Source organism: Rahnella contaminans (genome assembly GCF_011065485.1).
Taxonomy (GTDB): Bacteria; Pseudomonadota; Gammaproteobacteria; order Enterobacterales; family Enterobacteriaceae; genus Rahnella; species Rahnella contaminans.
In genome coordinates this window covers 16,411-41,924 of the sequence record NZ_JAADJS010000002.1, presented here as the reverse complement: position 1 = coordinate 41,924, position 25,514 = coordinate 16,411, and the positions used below count along the sequence as shown (strand labels likewise).

At 53.9% G+C, this 25,514-nt stretch carries 23 protein-coding genes; 13 read left to right on the top strand and 10 right to left on the bottom strand.

All coding sequences use genetic code 11. The features are described 5' to 3' along the window. Positions 1-55 precede the first annotated feature (55 nt). The 3 genes from rsgA to mscM all read left to right on the top strand — a co-directional run bounded on the left by rsgA (position 56) and on the right by mscM (position 5,664). Complete coding sequence (gene rsgA / locus GW579_RS09405) at positions 56-1,093, top strand: small ribosomal subunit biogenesis GTPase RsgA (RefSeq protein WP_152325335.1); 1,038 nt, start codon at positions 56-58, stop codon at positions 1,091-1,093. A 178-nt stretch (positions 1,094-1,271) separates the two neighbouring features. Further along, a complete protein-coding gene (asd, locus tag GW579_RS09400) occupies positions 1,272-2,261 on the top strand; it encodes an archaetidylserine decarboxylase (RefSeq protein ID WP_165058818.1) in 990 nt (329 codons plus the stop codon). Positions 2,262-2,295: 34 nt separating this feature from the next. Further along, positions 2,296-5,664 carry a miniconductance mechanosensitive channel MscM gene (mscM, locus tag GW579_RS09395; RefSeq protein ID WP_165058816.1) on the top strand — a complete coding sequence of 1,123 codons (3,369 nt, stop codon included), beginning with the start codon at positions 2,296-2,298 and terminating at the stop codon, positions 5,662-5,664. Between the two features lie 55 nt (positions 5,665-5,719). On the opposite strand, the gene GW579_RS09390 is transcribed toward mscM, so the two are convergent. The 3 genes from GW579_RS09390 to epmA form a co-directional block, all read right to left on the bottom strand. Beyond that, positions 5,720-7,078: an 8-oxoguanine deaminase gene (locus GW579_RS09390; protein WP_165058814.1), complete on the bottom strand. Its 1,359-nt coding sequence runs from the start codon at positions 7,076-7,078 to the stop codon at positions 5,720-5,722. A gap of 89 nt (positions 7,079-7,167) precedes the next feature. After that, positions 7,168-8,532 (bottom strand): nucleobase:cation symporter-2 family protein, encoded by a 1,365-nt coding sequence (locus GW579_RS09385; RefSeq protein ID WP_165058812.1) that lies wholly within the window; start codon positions 8,530-8,532, stop codon positions 7,168-7,170. Between the two features lie 279 nt (positions 8,533-8,811). After that, entirely contained in the window at positions 8,812-9,789 is a 978-nt protein-coding gene (gene epmA / locus GW579_RS09380; protein WP_152325340.1) for an elongation factor P--(R)-beta-lysine ligase, read from the bottom strand. 282 nt (positions 9,790-10,071) lie between these two features. On the opposite strand from epmA, the gene frdA reads away from it, so the two are divergent. The 5 genes from frdA (at position 10,072) to blc (ending at position 14,041) form a co-directional block, all read left to right on the top strand. Beyond that, positions 10,072-11,871, top strand: coding sequence for a fumarate reductase (quinol) flavoprotein subunit (frdA, locus tag GW579_RS09375; RefSeq protein WP_165058810.1), 1,800 nt, complete (start codon positions 10,072-10,074; stop codon positions 11,869-11,871). Continuing rightward, a complete protein-coding gene (locus tag GW579_RS09370) occupies positions 11,864-12,598 on the top strand; it encodes a succinate dehydrogenase/fumarate reductase iron-sulfur subunit (RefSeq protein WP_152325342.1) in 735 nt (244 codons plus the stop codon). Before frdA ends, GW579_RS09370 begins: the two co-directional genes overlap by 8 nt. 11 nt (positions 12,599-12,609) lie before the next feature. Then, a complete protein-coding gene (gene frdC, locus GW579_RS09365) occupies positions 12,610-13,026 on the top strand; it encodes a fumarate reductase subunit FrdC (RefSeq protein ID WP_165058808.1) in 417 nt (138 codons plus the stop codon). A gap of 9 nt (positions 13,027-13,035) precedes the next feature. Then, positions 13,036-13,395, top strand: a complete 360-nt coding sequence (gene frdD / locus GW579_RS09360; RefSeq protein ID WP_104923549.1) for a fumarate reductase subunit FrdD — start codon at positions 13,036-13,038, stop codon at positions 13,393-13,395. A gap of 121 nt (positions 13,396-13,516) precedes the next feature. Then, complete coding sequence (gene blc, locus GW579_RS09355; RefSeq protein WP_165058806.1) at positions 13,517-14,041, top strand: outer membrane lipoprotein Blc; 525 nt, start codon at positions 13,517-13,519, stop codon at positions 14,039-14,041. A 76-nt stretch (positions 14,042-14,117) separates the two neighbouring features. On the opposite strand, the gene GW579_RS09350 is transcribed toward blc, so the two are convergent. The 3 genes from GW579_RS09350 to efp all read right to left on the bottom strand — a co-directional run bounded on the left by GW579_RS09350 (position 14,118) and on the right by efp (position 15,154). Further along, a complete protein-coding gene (locus GW579_RS09350; protein WP_014333643.1) occupies positions 14,118-14,252 on the bottom strand; it encodes an entericidin A/B family lipoprotein in 135 nt (44 codons plus the stop codon). Between the two features lie 118 nt (positions 14,253-14,370). Then, positions 14,371-14,499: an entericidin A/B family lipoprotein gene (locus GW579_RS09345; protein WP_013573743.1), complete on the bottom strand. Its 129-nt coding sequence runs from the start codon at positions 14,497-14,499 to the stop codon at positions 14,371-14,373. Between the two features lie 88 nt (positions 14,500-14,587). Further along, complete coding sequence (efp, locus tag GW579_RS09340) at positions 14,588-15,154, bottom strand: elongation factor P (protein ID WP_101078258.1); 567 nt, start codon at positions 15,152-15,154, stop codon at positions 14,588-14,590. Positions 15,155-15,191: 37 nt separating this feature from the next. On the opposite strand from efp, the gene epmB reads away from it, so the two are divergent. Continuing rightward, positions 15,192-16,220 carry an EF-P beta-lysylation protein EpmB gene (gene epmB, locus GW579_RS09335; RefSeq protein ID WP_165058804.1) on the top strand — a complete coding sequence of 343 codons (1,029 nt, stop codon included), beginning with the start codon at positions 15,192-15,194 and terminating at the stop codon, positions 16,218-16,220. 91 nt (positions 16,221-16,311) lie between these two features. On the opposite strand, the gene GW579_RS09330 is transcribed toward epmB, so the two are convergent. The 4 genes from GW579_RS09330 to GW579_RS09315 form a co-directional block, all read right to left on the bottom strand. After that, on the bottom strand, positions 16,312-16,656 hold the full coding sequence (locus GW579_RS09330) for a DUF4156 domain-containing protein (RefSeq protein ID WP_014333641.1): 345 nt from the start codon (positions 16,654-16,656) through the stop codon (positions 16,312-16,314). Between the two features lie 301 nt (positions 16,657-16,957). Then, positions 16,958-18,604, bottom strand: a complete 1,647-nt coding sequence (gene groL, locus GW579_RS09325) for a chaperonin GroEL (protein ID WP_101078256.1) — start codon at positions 18,602-18,604, stop codon at positions 16,958-16,960. 53 nt (positions 18,605-18,657) lie between these two features. Then, positions 18,658-18,951, bottom strand: a complete 294-nt coding sequence (locus GW579_RS09320) for a co-chaperone GroES (protein WP_009636718.1) — start codon at positions 18,949-18,951, stop codon at positions 18,658-18,660. 215 nt (positions 18,952-19,166) lie between these two features. Next, positions 19,167-19,658: an FxsA family protein gene (locus GW579_RS09315; RefSeq protein ID WP_152325346.1), complete on the bottom strand. Its 492-nt coding sequence runs from the start codon at positions 19,656-19,658 to the stop codon at positions 19,167-19,169. Positions 19,659-20,030: 372 nt separating this feature from the next. Between GW579_RS09315 and aspA the strand changes: the two genes are divergently transcribed. The 4 genes from aspA to dicD all read left to right on the top strand — a co-directional run bounded on the left by aspA (position 20,031) and on the right by dicD (position 25,465). Then, entirely contained in the window at positions 20,031-21,467 is a 1,437-nt protein-coding gene (aspA, locus tag GW579_RS09310) for an aspartate ammonia-lyase (protein ID WP_152325347.1), read from the top strand. Between the two features lie 135 nt (positions 21,468-21,602). Beyond that, positions 21,603-22,904, top strand: coding sequence for an anaerobic C4-dicarboxylate transporter (locus GW579_RS09305; protein ID WP_152325348.1), 1,302 nt, complete (start codon positions 21,603-21,605; stop codon positions 22,902-22,904). 205 nt (positions 22,905-23,109) lie between these two features. Next, on the top strand, positions 23,110-24,846 hold the full coding sequence (locus GW579_RS09300) for a protein-disulfide reductase DsbD (protein WP_165058803.1): 1,737 nt from the start codon (positions 23,110-23,112) through the stop codon (positions 24,844-24,846). A 43-nt stretch (positions 24,847-24,889) separates the two neighbouring features. Next, entirely contained in the window at positions 24,890-25,465 is a 576-nt protein-coding gene (gene dicD / locus GW579_RS09295) for a division control transcriptional repressor DicD (protein ID WP_165058801.1), read from the top strand. Positions 25,466-25,514 lie beyond the last annotated feature (49 nt).

Genomic DNA, 25,514 nt, shown 5'->3' with positions numbered 1-25,514 from the left:
GTATCATAGACGTTTTGGTCGCACCGAGCGATTAAAGCCAGTCAAGTGAGGCGCAGTGACTAAGTCAAAACTGTCTAAAGGGCAACAACGTCGCGTTCAGACTAACCACCAGCGTCGTCTGACACAGACCGACAAACGGAAAGAGCTGGACGATTCTCTGCACGGCGAACCGCAGGACGGCATCGTCATCAGCCGTTTCGGGATGCATGCGGACGTTGAAGCGGCCGACGGCAGCCAGCACCGTTGCAACATCCGCCGTACCATCCGATCACTGGTCACCGGTGACCGCGTCGTCTGGCGCAAAGGCGAAAACGACAGCGTTAAAGGTATCGTTGAGGCGGTACATGAGCGCACGTCCGTCCTGACGCGTCCTGATTTCTACGACGGCGTGAAACCGATCGCCGCCAACATCGACCAGATCGTCATTGTTTCCGCCATCCTGCCAGAGCTGTCCCTGAACATTATCGACCGCTATCTGGTGGCCTGCGAAACCGTAGAAGTTGAGCCGCTGATTGTGCTCAACAAAATTGACCTGCTTGATGACGAAGGCCGTAAATTCGTCGAAGGCATGATGGACATCTACCGCAAGATTAATTACCGCGTGCTTGAAGTTTCAAGCCAGACCGGTGAAGGCATGCCGGCGTTTGAAACCGCGCTGACGGACCGCATCAGTATCTTTGCCGGTCAGTCCGGCGTGGGGAAATCCAGCCTTCTGAATGCTCTGCTTCCGCCGGAAGAAAAACAGATCGTGGTGAACGAAGTCTCCGATAACTCCGGTCTGGGCCAGCACACGACGACCGCAGCCCGCCTTTACCACTTCCAGCGCGGCGGCGATGTTATCGATTCCCCTGGCGTGCGTGAATTTGGTCTTTGGCATCTCGCGCCAGAGCAAATCACACAAGGCTTTGTCGAATTCCGCCCTTTCCTCGGCTATTGCAAATTCCGCGACTGCAAACACGGCAGCGATCCGGGCTGTGCAATCCGTGATGCGGTCGATCGCGGCGAAATCGCGGAAGAGCGTTTCGACAACTACCATCGCATTCTGGAAAGTATGGAAGACGTAAAAACGCGTAAAAACTTCGACGCGCTTTAATGTTAAGCCATTGAGCTAAAAGGTTAAGGGCAAGCGGGTGAAGTTAACGGAAGTTGAACCGATGATTTCACCCCGTTACAATCCTCCACCTTAAAACACTGTGCGGCCGTCAAAAAGACGGCCTCCTGCAAAATGGCCGGATAAAACCGGTCATTCATACCATCCAAGAGGTTTTCCCGTGCTGGACAGTATCAAAATCAAACTCCAATATTTACTTCCTAAACAAGGATTAACCCGTCTGGCAGGCTGGGGCGCAGATAAACGCGCGGCCACGCTCACGCATTGGGTCATCAAAGCTTTCGCCCGTTTCTACAGCGTAGACATGAAAGAAGCGCAGAACCCGGATCTCAAATCGTACGCCACCTTCAATGAATTCTTTGTCCGTCCGCTGCGTGATGGCGCGCGTCCGGTGGTCAGCGGTCTGGATATGCTTTGCCTGCCCGCCGATGGCGCAGTCAGCCAGTTAGGTGCGATTACCGATGGCAAACTGTTCCAGGCAAAAGGCCATTTCTACAGCCTCGAGGCGTTGCTGGCCGGAAATTATCTGCTGGCTGAAAAATTCAAAGAAGGCCAGTTCGCCACGATTTATCTGGCGCCGCGCGACTACCACCGCGTGCATATGCCGTGCGGCGGCGTGCTGCGCGAAATGATTTACGTGCCCGGCGATTTGTTCTCCGTAAACCCGCTGACGGCGGCCAACGTCCCGAACCTGTTTGCCCGTAACGAACGCGTCATCTGCGTATTTGATACTGAATTTGGCCCGATGGTGCAGATTCTGGTCGGCGCGACCATCGTGGGCAGCATTGAAACCGTGTGGGCAGGCTGCGTCACGCCGCCACGCGAAGGCATTATCAAACGCTGGACATACCCGGCCGCTGGCGAAGAAGGCGCGATTGCGCTGGAAAAAGGCCAGGAAATGGGACGTTTCAAACTGGGCTCAACCGTGATCAATCTGTTTGCTGCAAACCAGATCCGCTTTATGCCGCAACTGAGCAACGGCACCGTCACACGCATGGGCGAACCGTTTGCTGAAGCGCTGCGTACACAGACATCAGCAACGGCTGAACCTGTGGTACCAGAAGTAATTGTCACTCCGGAAGCACCTGTCATCGCAGAAACGCCGGCAGGTGTGGCCACAGCTGAACCACAAGCGCCTAAAGACTACTGAGTACGCGTTAAACCACCGAAAAGGAATTGACCAAGTGCGCCTGATCCCCGCCCTGCTGATGAGTTTATTGCTGGCTCTGCCTCTGGTGGCGACAGCAACCCCGACCGAAGATCAGCTCAAACAAGAGCTGAAACAGGCGGAAGCCAATAAAGAAATGGCCAATCAGACGCAGGTGGTTGAGGCGCTGCAAAGTGCGCTCAACTGGCTGAATGAGATGAATGTTTCGGTCGGGCGCACTACGCAATATCAGACGGTCATCGATGATTTTCCGAAACTGACTCAGGCGCTGCGCCTCGAGCTGCAAAATCAGCCCGAAAAGCCGCCTGCCGTTGATGACAGCATTCCTGCCGCGCAGCTTGAGCAGCAGATTTTGCAGGTCAGCAGCCAGCAGCTGGAAGAAACCCGCCAGCTGCGTCAGGAGCAGGATCGTTTCCGCGATATCAGCGATTCGGTCAGCCAGATCCCCCAACAACAAACTGAAGCCCGGAATGCGCTCAGCGATATTGAGCAGCGCATGCAGGCGGCCACGGCGGCGGCGCCATCTTCACCCCTGGCGCAGGCTCAGCTCAGCGCGCTTCAGGCTGAATCGGCGGCACGCAAAGCCAAGGTTGATGAACTGGAGCTGGCGCAGCTTTCTGCCAATAACCGGCAGGAACTGTCACGACTTCGCGCCGATCTCTACAAAAAACGCGCCGATTTTCTCGATCAGCAATTGCAGGCTTTACGCAACATGCTCAACAACCAGCGCCAGCGCGAAGCTGAACAGGCACTGGAAAAAACCGAGCAGTTAGCTGAACAAAGCGGTGAGCTTCCGCATTCCATCAGCCAGCAGTTGCAGTCAAACCGCGAGCTGTCGCTGGCGCTGAACCAGCAGGCGCAGCGCATGGATCTGATTTCCTCGCAGCAGCGTCAGGCTGCCGCGCAGACGCAACAGGTTCGCCAGGCGATTAACACTATCCGCGAACAGGCGCAGTGGCTGGGCGCGTCGAATCTGCTGGGCGAAACGCTCCGGGCGCAGGTTTCCCGTCTGCCGGATATGCCTAAACCGCAACAGCTTGACCGCGATATGGCGCAGCTGCGCGTTCAGCGTCTGCACTATGAAGATTTACTGGATAAGCAGGCAATTTACCGTCAGGGACGTCAGGACGACGGCAAACCGCTGACGGCGGCGCAGCAAAAAATTCTTGATGCCCAGCTGCGGACTCAGCGTGATTTACTCAATTCGCTGCTCTCCGGATGCGATACGCAAATTCTTGAACTGACCAAACTGAAAGTCGCCAACAGCCAGCTGGTGGAAGCGCTGAATGACGTACATGACGCCGCGCACCGTTATCTGTTCTGGGTCGCCGACGTCAGCCCGATTGGTTTTTCCTATCCGGTGCAGGTCGCACATGACCTGAAACGTCTGGTGTCGCTCGATTCCCTGAGCCAGCTGGGCGGCGCGTCGATGATGATGATCACCAGCAAAGAAACGCTGCTGCCACTGTTTGGCGCGCTGATCCTGGTGATTGTCAGTATCAGCTCACGCAAACACTATTACGCGTTTCTGGCGCGTGCCAGCAGCAAGGTCGGAAAAGTCACCCAAGACCATTTCTCACTGACGATGCGCACGGTGTTCTGGTCAATTCTGGTCGCAATGCCGTTGCCCGTACTGTGGGCGGCGCTGGGCTTCGGGCTGCAAAGTGCGTGGCCTTATCCGATTGCGGTCGCCATTGGTGATGGCGTGACGGCAACGCTGCCGATCCTCTGGGCGTTTATGGTCAGCGCCGCGCTTGCTCATCCTCAGGGGCTGTTTGTCGCGCACTTTGGCTGGCCTCAGCGCGCCGTTTCGCGGGCATTACGCTATTACGCCCTGTCAATCTGGGTACTGGTGCCGCTGATTATGGCGCTGATTACCTTCGATAATCTCAATGACCGCGAGTTCTCCAATACGCTGGGTCGCCTGTGTTTCGTTATTCTTTGTCTGGTGGTTGCGCTGGTGACGCACAGCCTGAAACGCGCGGGCATTCCGCTGTACCACGATAAACACGGCAACAGCGAAAACGTCCTCAATAATACGCTGTGGTGGATGTTACTGGGCGCACCCGTTGTGGCCGCGCTGGCCTCGCTGATGGGCTTCCTGGCCACATCACAGGCTCTGCTGGCGCGTCTGGAAACCTCGGTTGCCATCTGGTTTGTTCTGCTGGTGATTTATCACATTATCCGCCGCTGGATGCTCATTCAGCGCCGCCGTATTGCTTTTGAGCGTGCAAAACAGCGCCGTGCAGAAATGCTGAACCAGCGCGCTCGCGGTGAAGAAGAGGGACATCAGACCAGCAGCAGTAACGAAGGCACGGTGGAAATCGAAGAACCGGTGGTCGATCTGGATGCGATCTCTGCGCAGTCATTACGGCTGGTGCGATCCCTGCTGACGTTGATCGCGCTGATCTCGGTGATCTTCCTGTGGTCGGAAATCCATTCCGCGTTCTCTTTCCTGGAAAATATTCATCTCTGGCAGGTTTCCTCGACCGTTCAGGGCGTGGAAAGCATGCAGCCGATCACGCTCGGATCCGTGTTGATCGCCATTCTGGTGCTGATTATTACCACACAGCTGGTGCGTAATTTACCCGCCCTGCTGGAACTGGCACTGCTGCAACATCTGGAGCTGACGCCGGGCACCGGTTACGCCGTGCTGACTATCACCAAATACGTTCTGCTGCTGATTGGCGGGCTGGTGGGCTTTTCACTTATCGGGATCGAATGGGCAAAACTGCAATGGCTGGTTGCCGCGCTGGGTGTCGGGCTGGGCTTTGGTTTGCAGGAAATTTTTGCCAACTTCATTTCCGGCCTGATCATTCTGTTCGAAAAACCGATCCGTATCGGCGATACCGTCACCATCCGCAACCTGACCGGCAGCATCACGAAAATCAATACGCGCGCCACGACGATTGCCGACTGGGACCGCAAAGAAATTATCGTGCCGAACAAGGCCTTTATCACCGAGCAGTTCATCAACTGGTCGCTTTCCGATTCCGTCACGCGTGTCGTACTGACCGTCCCGGCGCCTTCAGAGGCCAACAGTGAAGAAGTGACTCAAATCCTGCTTAACGCCGCACACCGTTGTTCACTGGTGCTGGATATGCCTGCGCCGGAAGCGTACCTGGTGGATTTACAACAGGGTATTCAGATCTTCGAGCTGCGTATGCATGCCGCCGAAATGGCGCACCGTATGCCGCTTCGCCACGAAATCCATCAGCTGATTCTGGCCGGATTCCGCGAGCACGGCATCACGCTGCCGTTCCCTCCGTTCCAGGTCCGTATGGAGACGCTGCACCGTGCGCAGAATGGCAATAATGCGACGTTTACCAGCAGCAGCGGCAGTGGTCGCAGCGGTAACAGCTCGCGTTCGCCGGGCGATTTGTAATACCGGTTTTAAAAAATAAGCGGGGCAGATTTTCTCTGCCCCTGAATCCATTGTTTTACAGATCTGCGATCAGCGCCGCCGCTGCTTTACGGTGCTGACAAATCAGCGATTTGATATCCATCCCGACAATCTGTCCGTCAATCACCCGCCATTTTCCGCCAACCATCACGCGATCAGCCCGTTCTGCCCCGCACAACAGCAGCGCGGAAACCGGATCATGGCTGCCGCTGAAACGTAATTCATCCAGCCGGAAAAGCGCCAGATCCGCCTGCTTCCCGACCGCGATTTGCCCGATATCATCACGCCCGATAAGCTTCGCCGAACCACGCGTTGCCCAGCCTAAAACTCTTTCCGGCGTGACGTATTCCGCGCCATATTTAAGACGTTGCAGGTAAAGCGCCTGACGCGCTTCGTACATCAGATTCGATGCATCGTTAGACGCCGAACCGTCCACGCCCAAACCGATGGGGACGCCTGCCGCTTCAAGGTCGCGCGTCGGACACATGCCGGACGCCAGGCGCATATTCGACACCGGGCAATGACAGATCCCGGTTCCGGCAGCGCCAAGCCGCTGAATTTCGTCCGCATTGAAATGAATGCCGTGCGCCAGCCACGTCCGGTCATTCAGCCAGCCGACGCTTTCCAGATAATCCACCGTGCGCAGCCCGAACATTTTCAGGCAGAACGCTTCTTCATCCAGCGTTTCCGCCAGATGAGTGTGCAGCCGGACGTCTTCGCGCTGCGCCATAGCGGCGCTTTCGCGCATGATGTCCGTGGTCACGGAAAACGGCGAGCACGGCGCCAGCGCAATCTGCATCCACGCCCCGTCGCCACGCTGGTGATAACGGTCAATCAGCCGCTGGCTGTCGCGCAAAATTGTATCTCCCGATTGCACCGTCTGCTCCGGCGGTAAACCTCCCTGCTCTTCTCCGAGGCTCATCGAGCCGCGCGTCAGAAGAGCACGCATCCCCAGTTCGCGGACGACCTCAACCTGCACATCAATCGCCTCTTCCATTCCCTGCGGGAACAGATAATGGTGGTCAGTCGTGGTGGTACAGCCGGAAAGCAACAGTTCGGCCATCGCCACCCGGCTGGCGAGCCCCAGCGCTTCAGGCTGCAAACGCGCCCAGACCGGATACAGTTTTTGCAACCACGGAAACAGCGGCACGTTAACCACGGGCGCCCAGGCCCGGGTCAGCGTCTGATAAAAATGATGATGGGTGTTGATGAGGCCGGGCATAAGTACACAGCCGGTGGCATCGGCAATCTGATCAACCGGCTGTGAGGGTAACTGGCCGCATGCCAGAACTTCGGCGATCGTGGAGCCTTCGACGACGATACCGCCGCGGGCATCGAGTTCATTGGCGGTAAATACCGCCAGCGGATTTTTAATCCAGGTGCGTTGCAAAGACATAACTGACTTCCTCTTCATGAATTCAAAAGTGAGTCAGCTCAGTTATGCCCTGTCTGCTGATCCAGGGGCTCACGCGCGCGCGGGGAACGTTAGTGAACTTTCACCTCTTCTGCCACGGCAATAGCGCGCTCTGCAGGCATCAGCAGATTCAGCAGGATGGCGATCACGCCACCGCTGGTGACTGCGTGGCCGAAGATATTCCCCACAATCGGCGGGAACTGCGCCAGAACATCGGGCACCGCTTCAATGCCCAGACCGATGCCAAAGGAAATCGCGATAATTAACATTTCGCGGCGGCCAACAGGCGACTGCGTCATGATACGAATGCCCGCGGCGACCACGCTGCCAAACATCACCAGCGTCGCGCCACCCAGCACCGGCGCAGGGATTTGCTGCAAGACTTCGCCGATAAACGGGAACAGCCCGAGCAACACCAGAACGCCTCCGATGTACATCCCGACATAACGGCTGGCGACGCCGGTCATCTGGATCACGCCGTTGTTCTGCGCAAAAGTGGTATTCGGGAAGGAAGAAAACGCCGCAGCAATAATGCAGCTGACGCCATCGGCCAGGATCCCGCCCTTCAGGCGCTTGCGGAAACTTTCCCCTTCAATTGGCTGCTGCGACAACATACAGTTCGCCGTCAAATCGCCGACCGCTTCCAGAATACTGATAAACGACACCAGCGCGATTGGCACGAAGATGATCCAGTCAAACTTGAAACCAAAACGGAACAACTGCGGCAGCGCAAACCCGTCGCCCTGCAACGGTTTAAGCGGCAAATGTCCGGTCAGGGCAGCCGCGATGCACCCGACAATAATCCCTAATACTATCGATGAAAGGCGCAGCCAGCGTACATTAATGCGGTTACATACGACGATCACCAGCAGCGTCAGCGCGCCCAGCGCCAGATTGACCGGCGCACCGAAATTCGCCGCACCGTGCCCGCCCGCCCAGTCTGTAATACTGACTTTAATCAGGCTGATGCCAATCAGGGCAATGACCGTTCCGCTGACCAGCGGGGTAAACACGCGGCGCATCTGCCCGATAAACCGGCTGACCAGAAGCGGAATAAACGCCGCGACAAAGTTCACGCCAAAAATCATCGCCATGATGTCTTCAGGCGAGCCCCCGCGGCTTTTCACCAGCATTCCTCCGGACAGAATCACACCCAGAAATGCAAAACTGGTGCCTTGCAGGCAAATCATCCCCGCGCCCACCGACATAAACCGGCGCGCCTGAATGAACGTCCCGATGCCGGAAGCCAGCAGCGACATACTGATGAGATAAGGGAGATACGCATTCAGCCCGAGCACCGAACCGATAATCAGCGGCGGAGTAATAATCCCCACCACGCTCGCGAGGACATGCTGGATGGCCGTGAAAAATGCCGGTGCCGGTGCAATACGCGCCTCCAGACCATAAAGAAGTTCTTTGTCGCCAGATTCAGACATAACGGGATCCCAGAGCTGATTGAGTAGTTATCCTGTAATGCATAAATCAGGCCAGCGGAGAGAAAATTTGCGTTAAATCGTTGAGGAGCCAGCAGGATTGCGGGTTCGCGCCGGGGTGTCATCCCTGAAACTTTAAAATCAGTGTTACGCGATTTAGGTACTTTTGTTTCACTAAAGGAGCAATTTTAATGTTATTGCACAATCACAGGGCAGGGAAAGGAGGCATGGCGAGAAAGAAAGATAATCCTGACCCGAGGGCCAGGATTGGGGAAAACAGACTCAGGCGCGTGTGACCGGGAAAGCCAGCACTTCGCTCAGGCTGCCCGCGCCCAGCGCAATCATAATCAGACGATCAACGCCCAGCGCCACACCGGAGCATTCCGGCATGCCATGTTCCAGAGCATCCAGCAGATTGTTATCGATAGGATGCTGAGGTAAACCGCGCGCGGCGCGTTTACGGTTATCCTGCTCGAAACGCTGGCGCTGTTCGCGACCATCGGTCAGTTCGCGGAAACCGTTCGCCAGTTCGATGCCTTTGTAATACACCTCAAAACGCTCAGCAACGCGGTGATCTTCGGTGCTGATTTCCGCCAGAGATGCCTGCGTCGCCGGGAAGTGATACACAAAAGTCGGCTTGTCGCGGCCAATATGCGGTTCGACACCCATCGTAAACAGTAACTGCAATAAGGTGTCGCGGTCTTCTTCGGTATCCGCGATATTTGATAAATCCAGCTTCGCGGCAACTTCACGCAGTTCGGTTTTATCCGCAGACAACGGATCCACGCCCAGATGGCGCGTAAACGCCTGCTGATAGGACAGGGTTTCTGCCGTATCGCAATCGAGCACCTGTTGCAGCAGATCGTCCACTTCATTCATCAGGCGGTACATGTCATAACGCGGACGATACCATTCCAGCATGGTGAATTCAGGGTTGTGATGGATACCGGCTTCTTCGTTACGGAAGCTGCGCCCCATCTGGTAAATCGGCCCGCTGCCCGCAGCCAGCAGACGTTTCATGTGATATTCCGGGCTGGTCATCAGATACAAAGTCATGCCATCAGCCGCACCCGGCCCGACAAAACGCGTGTCAAAAGGCACCAGATGGATGTCGGTCACCGTGGCCTGGCTCATGGCCGGCGTTTCCACTTCCAGCACGCCGCGATCGGAAAAGAAACGTCGAATCTCAGCGAGAATGGCCGCACGCTTCAACAAATTGGCGACAGGAGCACTGGGTTGCCAGCTTGCCGTTTCGCTCATGGTGATTTACTCCGAATTCAGAAAAGTCATGCAGTCTACCTGCAACCCTCAGGGCAAACAAATACCTCATTTTGCGAAGCAATATACAGAGAAAGCCTAAACCTGCATTCACATCAAATTACCACTACTCCTCATTAGGTATAATAATTTCCTTACAAATAATAAGAATATTAGCCTCTGGGACAGCGCCTGTATGTCATCAGCGGTGGTTAAGCCTCAGATTCAAAACCTTTTTCGCGGGTGTTTCAAACCCGATCTCATTGATGATAGTGGAGGAATGCAGTGCAAACCTTTAACGCCGACATTGCAATTATAGGTGCAGGTGGGGCGGGTTTACGCGCAGCAATAGCCGCAGCGGAAGCCAATCCCAACCTGAATATCGCGTTGATTTCGAAAGTGTACCCTATGCGCAGCCACACGGTGGCCGCCGAAGGCGGTTCTGCCGCAGTGACGCAAGATCACGACAGCTTTGATTTTCACTTCCAGGATACCGTTTCCGGAGGCGACTGGCTGTGTGAGCAGGACGTAGTGGACCATTTCGTTCATCAATGTCCGACTGAAATGGCGCAGCTTGAACTCTGGGGCTGCCCGTGGAGCCGTAAGGAAGATGGTTCAGTCAACGTCCGGCGTTTTGGCGGGATGAAGATCGAACGCACCTGGTTTGCCGCGGATAAAACCGGCTTCCACATGCTGCATACCCTGTTCCAGACCTCGCTGAAATACCCGCAAATCAAACGATTCGACGAGCATTTCGTTCTCGATATTCTGGTCGATGACGGCCAGGTTCGCGGCGTCGTCGCCATCAATATGATGGAAGGCACCCGCGTACAAATCCGCGCTAACGCAGTCGTGATGGCAACCGGCGGCGCAGGCCGCGTTTACCGTTACAACACCAACGGCGGGATTGTCACCGGCGACGGTATGGGTATGGCGTTCCGTCATGGCATTCCGCTGCGTGATATGGAGTTCGTGCAATATCACCCGACCGGCCTGCCCGGATCCGGCATTCTGATGACAGAAGGCTGTCGTGGTGAAGGCGGTATTCTGGTCAATAAAGACGGTTACCGTTATTTGCAGGATTACGGCATGGGGCCGGAAACCCCGCTCGGCGAACCGAAAAACAAATACATGGAACTTGGCCCGCGCGACAAAGTCTCGCAGGCGTTCTGGCACGAATGGCGCGCCGGACGCACCATTTCCACTCCGCGTGGCGATGTGGTGTATCTGGATTTACGTCATCTCGGCGAGAAAAAGCTGCGCGAGCGTTTGCCGTTTATCTGTGAACTGTCCAAAGCTTACGTCGGCGTGGATCCGATTACCGATCCAATCCCTGTACGCCCTACCGCGCACTACACGATGGGTGGAATCGAAACGGATGCGCAGTGCGAAACCCGCATCAAAGGTCTGTTTGCCGTCGGTGAATGTTCATCGGTTGGCCTGCACGGCGCAAACCGTCTGGGCTCCAACTCACTGGCAGAGCTGGTGGTATTTGGCCGCATGGCCGGCGAAAAAGCAGCAGAACGCGCCGCCGAAGCCAAAGACTACGGCAATACCGAAGCTCTCGACGCGCAAGTTCGTGATATCGAAAATCGCGTTGACGCGCTGATGAAGCAGGAAGGCGATGAAAGCTGGGCGGCCATCCGCGACGAAATGGGTCTGGCGATGGAAGAAGGTTGCGGGATTTACCGCACCACCGAGCTGATGCAGAAAACCATCGACAAGCTGACCGAGCTGAAAGAGCGCTTCAAACGCGTCAAAATCAAAGATACTTCCAGCGTTTTCAACACCGATTTGCTGTACACCATCGAGCTGGGACACGGACTGGAAGTGGCCGAATGTATGGCGCATTCGGCCCTGCATCGTCGGGAATCCCGCGGCGCACATCAGCGTCTGGATGAAGGCTGTACCGAACGCGATGACGTCAATTTCCTTAAGCATACGCTGGCCTTTTATCAGCCAGATTCCGCGCCACGTCTTGAATATGGCGATGTGAAGATCACCACATTGCCACCGGCAAAACGTATGTATGGCGGGGAAGCTGAGAATCACGATAAAAAAGATAAGGAGCAATCACGTGGCTAAAATGCGAAGCCTGAAGGTTGAAATCATGCGCTATAACCCGGAGACGGACCACGCGCCGCATCCGGTTGTGTATGACGTGCCTTTCGACGAAACAACGTCGCTGCTCGACGCGCTGGGCTATATCAAAGACCATATCGCCGCCGATCTTTCCTACCGCTGGTCGTGCCGTATGGCCATTTGCGGCTCCTGCGGCATGATGGTCAACCGTGTGCCAAAACTGGCCTGCAAAACGTTCCTGCGCGAATATCCGGACGGAATGCAGGTGGAGGCGCTGGCAAACTTCCCGATCGAGCGCGATTTAGTGGTCGATATGACCCACTTTATAGAAAGCCTCGAATCCATTAAGCCGTACATCATTGGCAATACCCGTACCGTAGCGGAAGGCCCGGGCAAACAAACGCCTGCACAGATGGAGAAATATCATCAGTTCTCCGGCTGCATCAACTGCGGTTTATGTTACGCCGCCTGCCCGCAATTCGGTCTGAATCCGGAATTCATCGGCCCGGCCGCCATTACGCTGGCGCACCGCTACAACCTGGACAACCGGGATCACGGCAAAGCCCAGCGTATGCCGCAGCTTAACGGCCAGAACGGCGTCTGGAGCTGTACGTTTGTCGGTTACTGTTCTGAAGTCTGTCCGAAACACGTCGACCCGGCCGCCGCTATTCAGCAGGGTAAAGTTGAAAGTTCGAAAGACTTCATGATAGCGAGGCTGAGACCGCAATGAGGGAGGAAAATATGACGACTCGAACTCAGACCCCGGGCAGCAAACGTAAACCTTACGTGCGCGAAATGCCCGCCAGCTGGTGGCAACTTTCACCTTTCTATCGTTTCTATATGCTGCGTGAAGGCACGTCCGTTCCGGCAGTCTGGTTCAGTATCTTGCTGCTGGCCGGTATTTTCGCCTTACGTAACGGGCCGGAAAGCTGGGCAGGATTTGTACATTTCCTGCAAAACCCGGTGGTCATGCTGATCAACCTGATTGCTTTACTGGCTGCGCTGCTTCACACCAAAACCTGGTTTGAACTGGCACCGAAAGCCTCCATCGTCATTGTGAGAGGCAAGAAAATGGGGCCGGAGCCGGTGATTACCGGTTTCTGGTGCGTAACTGCCGTTGTGACGCTGGTGATCCTCGCCATCGCGCTGTTTCTTTGAGGAGGCGACATGAAAAATACTCTTCCTAAACGTTCAGATGAGCCGGTGTTCTGGGGGCTGTTTGGCGCAGGCGGCATGTGGAGTGCGATTTTTGCGCCGGTGATGATTCTGCTGGTGTGCTTCCTGCTGCCGCTGGGGTTTTTCCCCGGTGACGCGCTGAGCTATCCGCGCGTACTGGCATTTGCACAAAGCTGGATTGGTCGCCTGTTTCTGCTGCTGATGATCGTCCTGCCGTTGTGGTGCGGTCTGCACAGGATCCATCATGCCATGCACGACCTGAAAATCCACGTTCCTGCCGGTAAATGGGTGTTCTACGGTCTGGCAATGATCTTAAGCGTTGTCACACTTATCGTGTTGATCCGCCTCTGATCTGACAAGATCCCCTTTTTCAGCGGTCATTTCCGTGACCGCTGATTTTTTCCTGCCTTCCCTTTTCTCTTTTCCTCAATTGTTACCTACACTTAGGTGATTACCTCAGGAAGGAACATTTATGCGTATCTGGTCAAAACTCGGTGTGATTGTTACGGCACTTTTATCGGTCGCTTGCAGCGTGACGCCACCCAAAGACGTCAAAGTCGTCAGTAATTTCGAGCTTAACCGCTATCTGGGAACCTGGTATGAAGTGGCAAGGCTGGATCATAGCTTTGAAAGCGGGCTTGAACACGTGACGGCCAATTACAGCTTGCGGGATGATGGCGGTGTGAAAGTTATTAACCGTGGCTTTAATACTGAGAAAAACAAATGGCAGGAAAGTGAAGGCAAAGGGTATTTCACCGGTTCAACGTCACGTGCGGCGCTTAAAGTTTCGTTCTTTGGCCCGTTCTATGGCGGCTATAACGTCATCGAGCTGGATAAAGATTACCGCTATGCGCTGGTTTGCGGGCCGGATAAAAGCTATCTGTGGATCCTCTCACGAACCCCGACGCTGGATGACAGCGTAAAACAGCAACTGCTGAAAACCGCGCAAGGCTACGGCTTTGATACCAGCAAGCTGGTGTGGGTCAAACAGCCGTAAGTTTTCCCCCTTCAGAAACAACACTGCCTGCATCAATGTGCAGGCAGACTTCAGCTTACTTCAACTCACACGCCCGTTACTGAGCGCTTTTCTGAATTGCCTGGCCGCCGGCAGAGACATCTTCACCCACGCCACGCGTGGTATTGCAGGCAGTTAACGCAGAAGACAGAACAAGAACAGACAGGATTGCGAGGATACTTTTCTTCAACATATAAAATTCCTTCCTATAAGAGAATGTAAAGTAAGACTCACTAAGTGTAGTTAATTTTCTGAATACGGAAGGGAAAAGACAGGATTTTAGGACAGTTGGTAAAACGAGGCTGAAGGAATCAGCCTGCTTTGGAAATCGCGCCACCCAGATGCTGGATGTCTTCACCAAAACCGTGAACCGTGTTGCAGCCGGATAACGAAGCCAGCAACATCACTGAAACCACGATAAACATCATCTTCTTCAACATGGAAAACACAATCCCATTCAACAGGTTGAGCCGGAAAGCTGCGACAGGCATTACCCTGTGGCAGCTTTCATCCAGCGTAATAAGAAACTTATTTAACGCGGGAAACGTATTCGCCAGAGCGGGTGTCACAACGGACGATTTCGCCAATCTGCACGAATAAAGGCACTTTAACCACTGCGCCGGTGCTCAGCGTTGCTGGCTTGCCGCCGGTACCTGCGGTATCACCTTTCAGGCCTGGATCGGTATCAACAACTTCTGCTTCGATGAAGTTCGGTGGCTGGACAGCGATAGGACGACCGTCCCACAGAGTCACGATACATTCAGCGTTATCTTGCAGCCATTTAGAGGCTTCAGAAACGGTTTTAGCTTCAACACCGTGCTGCTCGAAAGTCTCAGGGTGCATGAAGTGGTAGAACTCACCGTCGTTGTACAGGTAAGTCATGTTGGTATCTACAACGTCTGCACCTTCGCAAGAGTCAGTAGATTTGAAGGTTTTTTCTACACGGGAACCGGTCAGAAGACGGCGCATTTTCACACGTGCAAAAGCCTGGCCTTTGCCTGGTTTTACGAACACGCTGTCTTCGATTGCGAAAGGCTCGCCTTCGAACATGATTTTAAGACCCGGACGGAAATCGTTGCTAGAATAAGTCGCCATGATGGCCCTCTAATTTTAAACTGGTATTAGCCAAAAAATGGCAAACATTGTAACCCTAAACACGCCATTTAGAGAAGATTGGTTGTATCAACTCGGCGATGTTATCACTGACCCGAATGAACTGCTTACTCTTCTGGCACTTAACGACAATGCAGATCTGCAAAGTGGCCATGAAGCCCGTCGTTTGTTCCCGCTTCGCGTGCCCCGCGCCTTTGTGGCACGTATGCAGCACGGCGATCCGCGGGATCCTTTGTTGCTTCAGGTATTGACCGCACGCGAAGAGTTTATCGCCGCGCCGGGCTTTACCACCGACCCGCTTGATGAACAACGCAGCGTTGTTCCGGGTCTGTTGCACAAGTATAGCAATCGCGCCTTGTTGCTGGTGAAAGGCGGCTGTGCGGTGAATTGCCGCTACTGCTTCCGCCGCCATTTCCCGTATCAGGACAACCAGGGGAATAAGGCCAACTGGGTTCAGGCGCTGGATTATATCCGTACACAGCCCGAACTCGATGAAATTATTTTCTCCGGCGGCGATCCGCTGATGGCGAAAGATCACGAACTCGACTGGTTGATCGGTGAGCTGGAAGGGATCGCGCACATCAAACGCCTGCGTATCCATACCCGTTTACCGGTGGTGATCCCTGCGCGCATCACGGACACGCTCTGCCAGCGCCTTGAACAGTCGCGTTTGCAGGTGCTGATGGTGACGCACATCAATCACGCCAATGAAATCGATGACGCGTTGCGCGCCAGCATGGCGAAACTGAAACGTCATGGGGTCACGCTGCTCAATCAGAGCGTGCTGTTGCGTGATGTAAATGACTCTGCCGATGTGCTTGCTGCGCTCAGTAATGCGCTGTTTGATGCGGGAATTTTGCCTTACTACATCCACGTGCTGGATAAAGTTCAGGGCGCGGCGCATTTCATGGTGAGCGACGATGAAGCGCGCATCATTATGAAAGGGCTGATGAGCAAAGTTTCCGGTTATATGGTGCCGAAACTGACCCGCGAGATTGGCGGCGAACCGAGTAAAACCATTTTGGATTTACGCCTTAAACAGTCGTAAACGCGAATGCCGAAATGCAAAAAGGGATGCCATCGGGCATCCCTTTCGTATTTCTGTGCAGGTTCACGCAGCTAAAGCGTAAACGGCCCGACTATGGGCACTTATAAACCTGGCCGACCATTTTGCTGTCAACCGGTGCAAAGCTGGACAGGAAATTTTGAGACGGGCTGTTAGCACCATAAATGGTATTGCCGCCCATCGCTGCTGCCTTGTTGCGCAGGTCGTTGGCCGCACCACGCATTGAGCTGCCATCGCCGCCGGTACCGGAGAACCAGTTGCTTTGGGCACCAGTGACTTCACCGAGGAGCTGACAATTTGCGCCTGGTTTGTCGTCCGTGAATTTCACCTGCTGTCCCGCTGCATCCAGTTGATGAGTGGTACTGCACCCGGCAAGCAGCGCGATAGCTGACAGGCCCAGTAACATTTTAATCCGCATCACTTTCCCCATTTGTTTTTGTAATCACATAAAGCCTATCAGAAAACACCTGGCTCTCTTAGGCATCCGTTGCCACGCATACCCAAGGTTCTGCGCTATCGGTATAAATCCGAAAACCACGCAGAAATGAGTCTACACGTTAAACCCGGAAGACATTGAGACTTATCTTACTGAACACGATAAAAAATGGTCAAATAAAAAAACCCGGCCTTTTCAGACCGGGTTTCTTCAGTACGTTAACTCAGACAACAAAATTGCCGCTGATTTGCCGTACCTGCGGATGAACGCAGGGGGATGATGATTACATCATGCCGCCCATACCGCCCATGCCACCCATACCGCCAGCGCCGCCCATATCGACTTTATCGTCTTTAGGCAGGTCGGTGATCATGCACTCAGTGGTGATCATCAGGCCAGCTACAGAAGAGGCGTACTGCAGAGCAGAACGGGTCACTTTAGTTGGATCCAGGATACCCATTGCGATCATGTCGCCGTATTGTTCGGTGTAAGCGTTGTAACCGAAGCTACCTTCACCTGCTTTAACAGTGTTTGCGATAACAGAAGCTTCTTCACCTGCGTTCACAACGATCTGACGAAGTGGAGCTTCCATTGCGCGCAGAGCAACGCGGATACCCACGTTCTGGTCATCGTTGTCGCCGGTCAGGTTAGCCAGAGTGTGGGCAACGCGAACCAGCGCAACACCACCACCAGCAACCACGCCTTCTTCTACAGCAGCACGGGTTGCGTGCAGCGCATCTTCAACGCGGGCTTTTTTCTCTTTCATTTCAACTTCAGTCGCTGCGCCAACTTTCAGAACAGCTACGCCGCCTGCCAGTTTAGCCACACGCTCTTGCAGTTTTTCACGGTCGTAATCAGAAGTTGCTTCTTCGATCTGCTGACGGATCTGAGATACACGGCCCTGAATGGTTGCTTCTTCGCCAACGCCATCGATGATGATGGTGGTGTCTTTGTTGATCACAACGCGTTTAGCCTGACCCATGTCTTCCAGAGTCGCTTTTTCCAGCTCCAGGCCAATCTCTTCAGAGATTACGGTACCGCCAGTCAGGGTTGCGATGTCCTGCAACATAGCTTTACGACGGTCGCCGAAGCCAGGTGCTTTAACCGCAGCCACTTTCACGATGCCGCGCATGGTGTTCACCACCAGAGTCGCCAGGGCTTCGCCTTCAACGTCTTCAGCAATGATCAGCAGTGGTTTACCGGCTTTAGCAACGGCTTCCAGTACTGGCAGCATTTCGCGAATGTTAGAAATCTTTTTGTCAGCCAGCAGGATGAACGGGCTTTCCAGTTCGATTGAACCGGTTTCTGGCTTGTTGATGAAGTACGGAGACAGGTAACCGCGATCGAACTGCATACCTTCAACAACGTCCAGCTCGTCCTGCAAGCCAGTGCCTTCTTCAACAGTGATGACGCCTTCTTTGCCGACTTTTTCCATCGCTTCAGCGATCAGTTTACCGACGGTTTCATCGGAGTTAGCAGAGATAGTACCAACTTGTGCGATCGCTTTAGAGTCAGAGCAAGGTACAGACAGTTTTTTCAGTTCTTCAACAGCGTGGATGACCGCTTTGTCGATCCCGCGTTTCAGATCCATCGGGTTCATACCAGCGGCAACAGCTTTCAGGCCTTCAGTGATGATGGCTTGTGCCAATACGGTTGCGGTAGTCGTACCATCACCCGCTGCATCGTTCGCTTTGGACGCCACTTCTTTCACCATCTGTGCGCCCATGTTTTCGAACTTGTCTTCCAGTTCGATTTCACGTGCAACGGACACGCCGTCTTTAGTGATGGTTGGAGCACCGAAAGATTTGTCCAAAACCACGTTGCGGCCTTTAGGGCCCAGGGTCACTTTTACTGCATCAGCAAGGATGTTTACGCCACGCAGCATTTTCACACGGGCGTCGTTACCGAATTTTACTTCTTTAGCTGCCATTGTTAATTTCCCTTCAATTCGTTCAGTTCAGAAAAAAGTGGGTCGGAGGAAGATCAGGCTTCTACGATTGCCAGGATGTCGCTCTCAGACATAATCAACACTTCTTCATTGTCGATTTTTTCAGCTTTCACGCCGTAGCCGTCGTTGAAGATGACGATGTCGCCAACTTTAACGTCCAGCGCTTTAACTTCACCGTTTTCCAGAATGCGACCATGGCCGACAGCCAGGATTTCGCCACGGGTAGATTTACCAGCAGCTGAGCCAGTCAGAACGATGCCGCCAGCGGATTTAGATTCTACTTCTTTACGCTTGACGATAACGCGGTCATGCAATGGACGAATTTTCATTGATAACTCTCCTGTGAGCGGGTCCATATCTATTTTTAGGGTTGAATGCCTGACAAATGCCTGCCTGGCCTCGTGGTTTGTTTAATGGGGGCGATACACCCCCATTCAAGGGGAAGAAGAGAAAAAATTTCGCTTTTTCTTTTGGCTTTCAGGCCATCTAAACCCCGCCTGAAAACTACTTCCCAACAATGTATTAACAATCAAGGCCACAGAGATTAGCGATCGCGGTGCTCTGTGTCGTCATCTTTTTTCGGTGAAACCAGGCGTTCCGGTGTTTCATCAGTCCGCTGGAACTCGCCTTCAAAGGTATTTCCGGTGGGCGCACTGCTCCCCCAGTTACCGCCAGAGCGAACAATATTCAGGTGCGGCATCAGCTTGAGCGTCAGTCGTTTCTGAATCGGCGGCAGCAGGAGCAGCAAGCCGAGGAAATCGGTAAAGAATCCCGGAACCAATAACAGGAAACCGGCAATCACCAGTGAAACACTTTTCACCATTTCAGCCGCCGGGCTTTCACCTACAGCGAGCTTCTGCTGAAGCTGCATGAACGTTTTCATTCCCTGATTTTTGACCAGAGAAACACCTACGCAGGAGGTGAATACCACCAGCAATAATGTCGTGGCGACGCCAACAACCGCAGCCACCTTGATAAATAAGGTGATTTCAATATAAGCCAGCAGGAATAACAGTAGTAACGGTAACCAGCGCACCGCATTCTCCTTGTGATTTGGCCCCGAAGTTCTTTTTCAGAACCGTTCGAAACCCTGAATAAGTGCCTGTTTCTGATGTTTGCCATCAAAGAAATGCAGGCTGACTACAATGAGATGGTGCTGTGTCCCGGTGATTTCAAGCACCAGACCTGATTTAATTGAGCAGGTAAATGAATTGTGAGAATTCTCACAGATACTAAAAACTTGCACAATCATAGGGCAGGATAGTGATCTTAGTACGTGCAATTCGCCTGAAGCAGCATATGATCGCCTTCGTTGTGGAAACAACGGTTGATCGTTTTAAATTTACCACGGCTAGTAACATAATTTTAAACATCGCATAACGCATTCAGTACCGAAGAGAAGGTTCTCATGTCAAACACCATTCGTATCGAGGAAGACCTGCTGGGCACGCGCGAAGTACCGGCAGAAGCTTATTACGGCATTCATACCCTGCGGGCGATTGAAAACTTCTATATCAGCAACACCAAGATCAGCGATGTGCCTGAGTTTGTTCGTGGCATGGTGATGGTGAAGAAAGCGGCGGCTCTGGCAAACAAAGAGCTGCGTACCATTCCACGCCATATCGCGGACATCATCATTCAGGCGTGCGACGAAGTGCTTGATAAAGGTAAATGCATGGACCAGTTCCCTATCGACGTCTATCAGGGCGGCGCGGGAACCTCGGTAAATATGAACACGAATGAAGTGCTGGCGAACATCGGTCTGGAACTGATGGGTCACCAGAAAGGCGATTACCAGTTCCTTAATCCCAACGATCACCTTAATAAATGCCAGTCCACCAATGATGCCTACCCGACCGGTTTCCGTATCGCGGTTTACGCCTCTTTGCTGAAACTGGTTGATGCGATTTCTCAGTTGGGTGATGGCTTTGAGCGCAAAGCGGTCGAATTTGAAAACGTCATCAAAATGGGCCGCACGCAGTTGCAGGACGCGGTACCGATGACGCTCGGCCAGGAATTCCATGCATTCAACGTACTGCTTAAAGAAGAAACCCGTAACCTGATCCGCACCGGTGAATTACTGCTGGAAGTAAACCTCGGGGCAACGGCGATTGGTACGCGCCTGAATACGCCGGAAGGATATCAGCAGCTGGCCGTGCAGAAACTGGCGGAAGTCAGCAATCTGGCGTGCGTTCCGGCTGAAGACCTGATTGAAGCAACATCAGACTGCGGCGCTTACGTGATGGTTCACAGCTCCCTGAAGCGTCTGGCGGTTAAGCTTTCCAAAATCTGTAACGACCTGCGCCTGCTCTCTTCCGGGCCTCGCGCCGGGCTCAATGAGATCAACCTGCCAGAATTGCAGGCCGGTTCTTCCATCATGCCTGCCAAAGTTAACCCGGTGATCCCGGAAGTAGTGAATCAGGTTTGCTTCAAAGTCATCGGCAACGACATGTGCGTCACGATGGCCGCCGAAGCGGGTCAGTTGCAGCTGAACGTCATGGAGCCTGTGATCGGCCAGGCCATGTTTGAATCCGTGCACATCCTGACTAACGCCTGCTACAACCTGCTGGAAAAATGCATCAACGGCATTACGGCAAACAAAGAAGTGTGCGAATTCTACGTCTTCAACTCCATTGGTATCGTGACGTATCTGAACCCGTTCATCGGCCACCACAATGGCGATATCGTCGGTAAGATTTGTGCGGAAACCGGCAAGAGCGTCCGGGAAGTCGTGCTTGAACGCGGTTTGCTGACGGAAGCCGAGCTGGACGACATTTTCTCTATCGAAAACCTGAAGCACCCGGCTTACAAAGCGAAGCGCTATACCGATGAAAATGAACAGTAACAGACTCCATTTCTGACCTTTTAAAGGCTCGTTGTTCTGCGGAACAGCGGGCCTTTTTACTGAGTTGCAAACAACAATTACATAACAATTATTTTTCAATTCCTTAAGGATTGCTGGATATATGGACGGACAGCCATGTTAATCATCGAACTTATTATTGTACTCGCCGCAATTTTTCTCGGTGCCCGTCTGGGTGGCATCGGAATTGGTTTCGCGGGCGGATTGGGTGTTCTGGTGCTCGCTTTAATCGGCGTGAAACCGGGCTCGATTCCTTTTGACGTTATCTCAATCATCATGGCCGTGATTGCCGCCATTTCGACCATGCAGGTCGCGGGCGGGATGGATTATCTGGTGCAGCAAACCGAGAAACTGCTGCGCCGAAACCCGAAACACATCACCCTTCTGGCCCCGATCGTCACGTATTTCCTCACGATCATGGCCGGTACCGGCAACATTTCACTTTCTGCGCTCCCGGTAATTTCTGAAGTGGCAAAAGAGCAGGGGATCAAACCTTGCCGTCCGCTTTCTACGGCCGTAGTGGCCGCGCAGATCGCTATCACCGCCTCGCCCATTTCCGCCGCGGTGGTGTATATGGCGTCGACGATGGAAAGCCACGGCGTCAGTTATTTGCATCTGCTGATGGTGATGATTCCTTCGACGCTGGCGGCAGTGATTGTGATGTCGCTGATTATCAGCTGGTGTTTTGACTCGAAACTCTCCAACGATCCGGTTTATCTCAAACGCTATGAAGAAGGCCTGATTGAGCTGCGTGGCGATAAAAAAGTGGAAATAAAACGTGGCGCGAAGCTTTCCGTTTTACTTTTCCTGCTGGGCGTTTTTTCTGTGGTTGGCTACGCCGTGATTAACAGCCCGAGCCTTGGCTGGGTTGCTCAACCGGTGATGACCACCAACAGCGCGATTCTGATTATTATGCTCAGCGTGGCGACATTAATCACCCTGCTGTGCCGCATCGAAACCGACTCAATTCTGACCTCCAGCACGTTCAAATCCGGCATGAGCGCCTGCATTTGTATCCTCGGCGTTGCCTGGCTCGGAGACACGTTTGTACAGGCGAATCTGGGTTGGATTAAGGAAACCGCAGGCACCATTATTCAGGCACATCCTTGGCTGCTGGCGGTGATTTTCTTCTTCAGTTCGGCCCTGCTGTATTCGCAGGCCGCGACGACCAAAGCACTCTTACCAATGGCGCTGGCGCTGAGCGTTTCCCCGCTGACGGCGGTGGGTTCTTTCGCGGCAGTCTCCGGGCTGTTCATTTTGCCGACGTACCCGACGCTGGTTGCCGCCGTGCAGATGGATGACACAGGCACCACCCGAATTGGCCGGTTCGTCTTTAACCATCCGTTCTTTATACCGGGCACGATCGGCGTATTTTTGTCGGTTCTTTTCGGCTTCGCCGCCGGCAGTATTATTCTCTGACAGTTTTTCCGGGGGCTACGGCCCCCACCTTTCCTGCGTTCTTCCGCTTCACTCTTTTGTAAAGTACCTGCAGGGCTTTCTGCGTCGCGTTCGCACGGGGTATACTCACATTTCATTAACGCGCTGCGGCATGAAGCCGTCCGCATCTTCTGTCGAATCACCCAGTGGCCGTTTAACTGCCGCGACAAAGAGAACTTTACTCCGCATGGATCACCGCATTCTTCGAATTTTCTTTCTGCTGTGCAGCCTGTTTATCTTGCCTTTGCAGGCGCACGCCTCGTTGTTTGATAAACCGGCAGCCACGCAATTTGTTCCTGTTGATCAGGCTTTCAGCTTTGATTTTCAGCAACAAGGGCACGATCTCAAGCTGAACTGGCAGATCCGCGACGGTTACTACTTATATCGCAGCAAAATTGAGATTGAACCGAAGAATGCCCGGCTGGCAGCGTTTATCTTGCCGAAGGGCCGTGAACATCACGATGAATTTTTCGGTGACAGTGAAATATTCGAAAACGCGCTGCGCCTTACGGTGCCGTTACAGCAAGCCAGCGCCGATGCAACCGTCCGCGTAACTTATCAGGGATGTGCCGCCGCTGGTTTCTGCTATCCGCCGGAAACCCGTGAAGTGCCGCTCAGTGAAGTTTCAGAGCCGGTTAAAGCCAGCTCAGGCGTCGCAGGATCCGCCCTTCCGCCGGTCGAGGCCACGCCAGCAAAAGTCTCCACGCCGCTGCCGTTTTCGCCGCTTTGGGCGTTACTGATTGGTATTGGCATCGCGTTCACGCCGTGCGTGCTGCCGATGTATCCCCTGATTTCCGGCATTATTCTCGGGCGCCAGCGTCCGCACAGCATGAAGCGAATTTTCCTGCTGTCGCTGCTGTACGTACAGGGCATGGCGCTGACGTACACTCTCCTTGGAATGGTGGTCGCCGCCGCGGGCTTGCAGTTCCAGGCCGCATTGCAAAGCCCGTGGGTGCTGATCGTTTTATCCGTGATGTTTATCGCGCTGGCGTTATCGATGTTTGGGGCTTTCAGCCTGCAACTTCCGTCCTCCGTTCAGACCCGGCTGGCGTTGTGGAGTAATGAACAAAAAGGCGGTTCGCTGCCGGGCGTCTTTATTATGGGTGCGCTGGCAGGCCTGATTTGTTCCCCCTGCACCACCGCGCCACTGAGCGCCATTTTGTTGTATATCGCCCAGAGCGGAAACTTGCTGGCCGGTGCCGGCACGCTCTATCTGTACGCGCTGGGGATGGGGATCCCACTGATTATCGTCACCCTGTTTGGGAATAAACTGCTGCCACGCAGCGGCCCGTGGATGCATTACGTCAAAGAAGGCTTCGGTTTTGTCATTCTCGCGCTGCCGGTGTTTTTACTTGAGCGTGTGATTGGCGATACCTGGGGATTACGCCTGTGGAGCCTGCTCGGCATCGCATTCTTCGGCTGGGCGTTACTGCTGAGCCTGAAAAGTCAGCGCGGTATCGTGCGTGTTCTGCAACTGATTTTCCTCGCCGCTGCGCTTATCGTCAGCCGTCCGTTGCAGGACTGGGCCTTTGCGCCCGCCAGCAGTCAGTCCGCGCCACAGCACGCGCTGAACTTCCAGAAAATACATAACGTTGATGAACTGAATGCCGCCTTGCAGGGCGCGCAGGGCAAACGCGTCATGCTGGATTTGTACGCGGACTGGTGCGTGGCGTGTAAAGAGTTCGAAAAATATACGTTTTCCGCGCCAGAGGTGCAGAATGAGCTGGCCGATACTATGTTGCTTCAGGCCGATGTGACGCAAAACTCGGCGGAGCAGAAGGCGTTGTTAGAGCATCTTGAAGTGCTGGGCTTGCCCACGATTTTATTCTTTGGCCCCGACGGCCATGAATTGCCGCAGTCGCGGGTCACCGGTTTTATGGATGCCACTGAGTTCAGTACGCATTTGCAGAAAGCCCGCCCTTAAACGACACTACATTTTGAAGTACGCGAATTGTGAGGAGGCAAACGTGCTACGTGAACAGGTTCTCGATCAAACCCTAAATCTCTTGGAACAACGTGGCCTTGCAACATTGTCACTGGAAAACGTCGCTGAACTCGTCGACGTTCCGCTCAATGAACTTCGCCGCTTCTGGCCCGACGCCGAAGCCCTGCTCTATGACAGCCTGCGCTATCACGGAGAACAAATTGAGATCTGGCGGCGTCAGCTGATGCTGGATGAAACGCTCACCCCGCCGCAGAAATTGCTGGCTCGGTATAAAGTGCTCGATGAACAGGTGCGCCAGCAGCGTTACCCGGGATGCCTCTTTATCGCGGCCTGTACATTTTTCCCTGAGAGCGGCGCGCCTATTCATCAACTGGCCGAAAATCAGAAGCGGGCGTCCTACGACTACACGCTGTCTTTGCTCCAGGAAATGGGTTCCGATGACGCCGAAATGGTGGCGCAGCAGATGGAACTGATCCTTGAAGGTTGTCTGAGCAAGTTGCTGGTGAAACGTCAGCTCATCGATGTGGAAGTGGCGCGACGTCTGGCAGAAGATGTTTTGAATGTCGCCCGCTGCCGTGAACATGGCGCACTTTCCTGACTTTCTATGACCGCAGACAGGCCATTTCGCCATTTTTGAATGAAAAGTC

Excerpts from the sequence above, each read along its gene's own strand:
- GW579_RS09390 (WP_165058814.1), bottom strand. The coding sequence starts at position 7,078 with ATGTCTTTGCAACGCACCTGGATTAAAAATCCGCTGGCGGTATTTACC.
- GW579_RS09385 (WP_165058812.1), bottom strand. The coding sequence starts at position 8,532 with ATGTCTGAATCTGGCGACAAAGAACTTCTTTATGGTCTGGAGGCGCGT.
- epmA (WP_152325340.1), bottom strand. The coding sequence starts at position 9,789 with ATGAGCGAAACGGCAAGCTGGCAACCCAGTGCTCCTGTCGCCAATTTG.
- frdC (WP_165058808.1), top strand. The coding sequence starts at position 12,610 with ATGACGACTCGAACTCAGACCCCGGGCAGCAAACGTAAACCTTACGTG.
- frdD (WP_104923549.1), top strand. The coding sequence starts at position 13,036 with ATGAAAAATACTCTTCCTAAACGTTCAGATGAGCCGGTGTTCTGGGGG.
- blc (WP_165058806.1), top strand. The coding sequence starts at position 13,517 with ATGCGTATCTGGTCAAAACTCGGTGTGATTGTTACGGCACTTTTATCG.
- GW579_RS09350 (WP_014333643.1), bottom strand. The coding sequence starts at position 14,252 with ATGTTGAAGAAAAGTATCCTCGCAATCCTGTCTGTTCTTGTTCTGTCT.
- GW579_RS09345 (WP_013573743.1), bottom strand. The coding sequence starts at position 14,499 with ATGTTGAAGAAGATGATGTTTATCGTGGTTTCAGTGATGTTGCTGGCT.
- efp (WP_101078258.1), bottom strand. The coding sequence starts at position 15,154 with ATGGCGACTTATTCTAGCAACGATTTCCGTCCGGGTCTTAAAATCATG.
- epmB (WP_165058804.1), top strand. The coding sequence starts at position 15,192 with ATGGCAAACATTGTAACCCTAAACACGCCATTTAGAGAAGATTGGTTG.
- GW579_RS09330 (WP_014333641.1), bottom strand. The coding sequence starts at position 16,656 with ATGCGGATTAAAATGTTACTGGGCCTGTCAGCTATCGCGCTGCTTGCC.
- groL (WP_101078256.1), bottom strand. The coding sequence starts at position 18,604 with ATGGCAGCTAAAGAAGTAAAATTCGGTAACGACGCCCGTGTGAAAATG.
- GW579_RS09320 (WP_009636718.1), bottom strand. The coding sequence starts at position 18,951 with ATGAAAATTCGTCCATTGCATGACCGCGTTATCGTCAAGCGTAAAGAA.
- aspA (WP_152325347.1), top strand. The coding sequence starts at position 20,031 with ATGTCAAACACCATTCGTATCGAGGAAGACCTGCTGGGCACGCGCGAA.
- GW579_RS09305 (WP_152325348.1), top strand. The coding sequence starts at position 21,603 with ATGTTAATCATCGAACTTATTATTGTACTCGCCGCAATTTTTCTCGGT.
- GW579_RS09300 (WP_165058803.1), top strand. The coding sequence starts at position 23,110 with ATGGATCACCGCATTCTTCGAATTTTCTTTCTGCTGTGCAGCCTGTTT.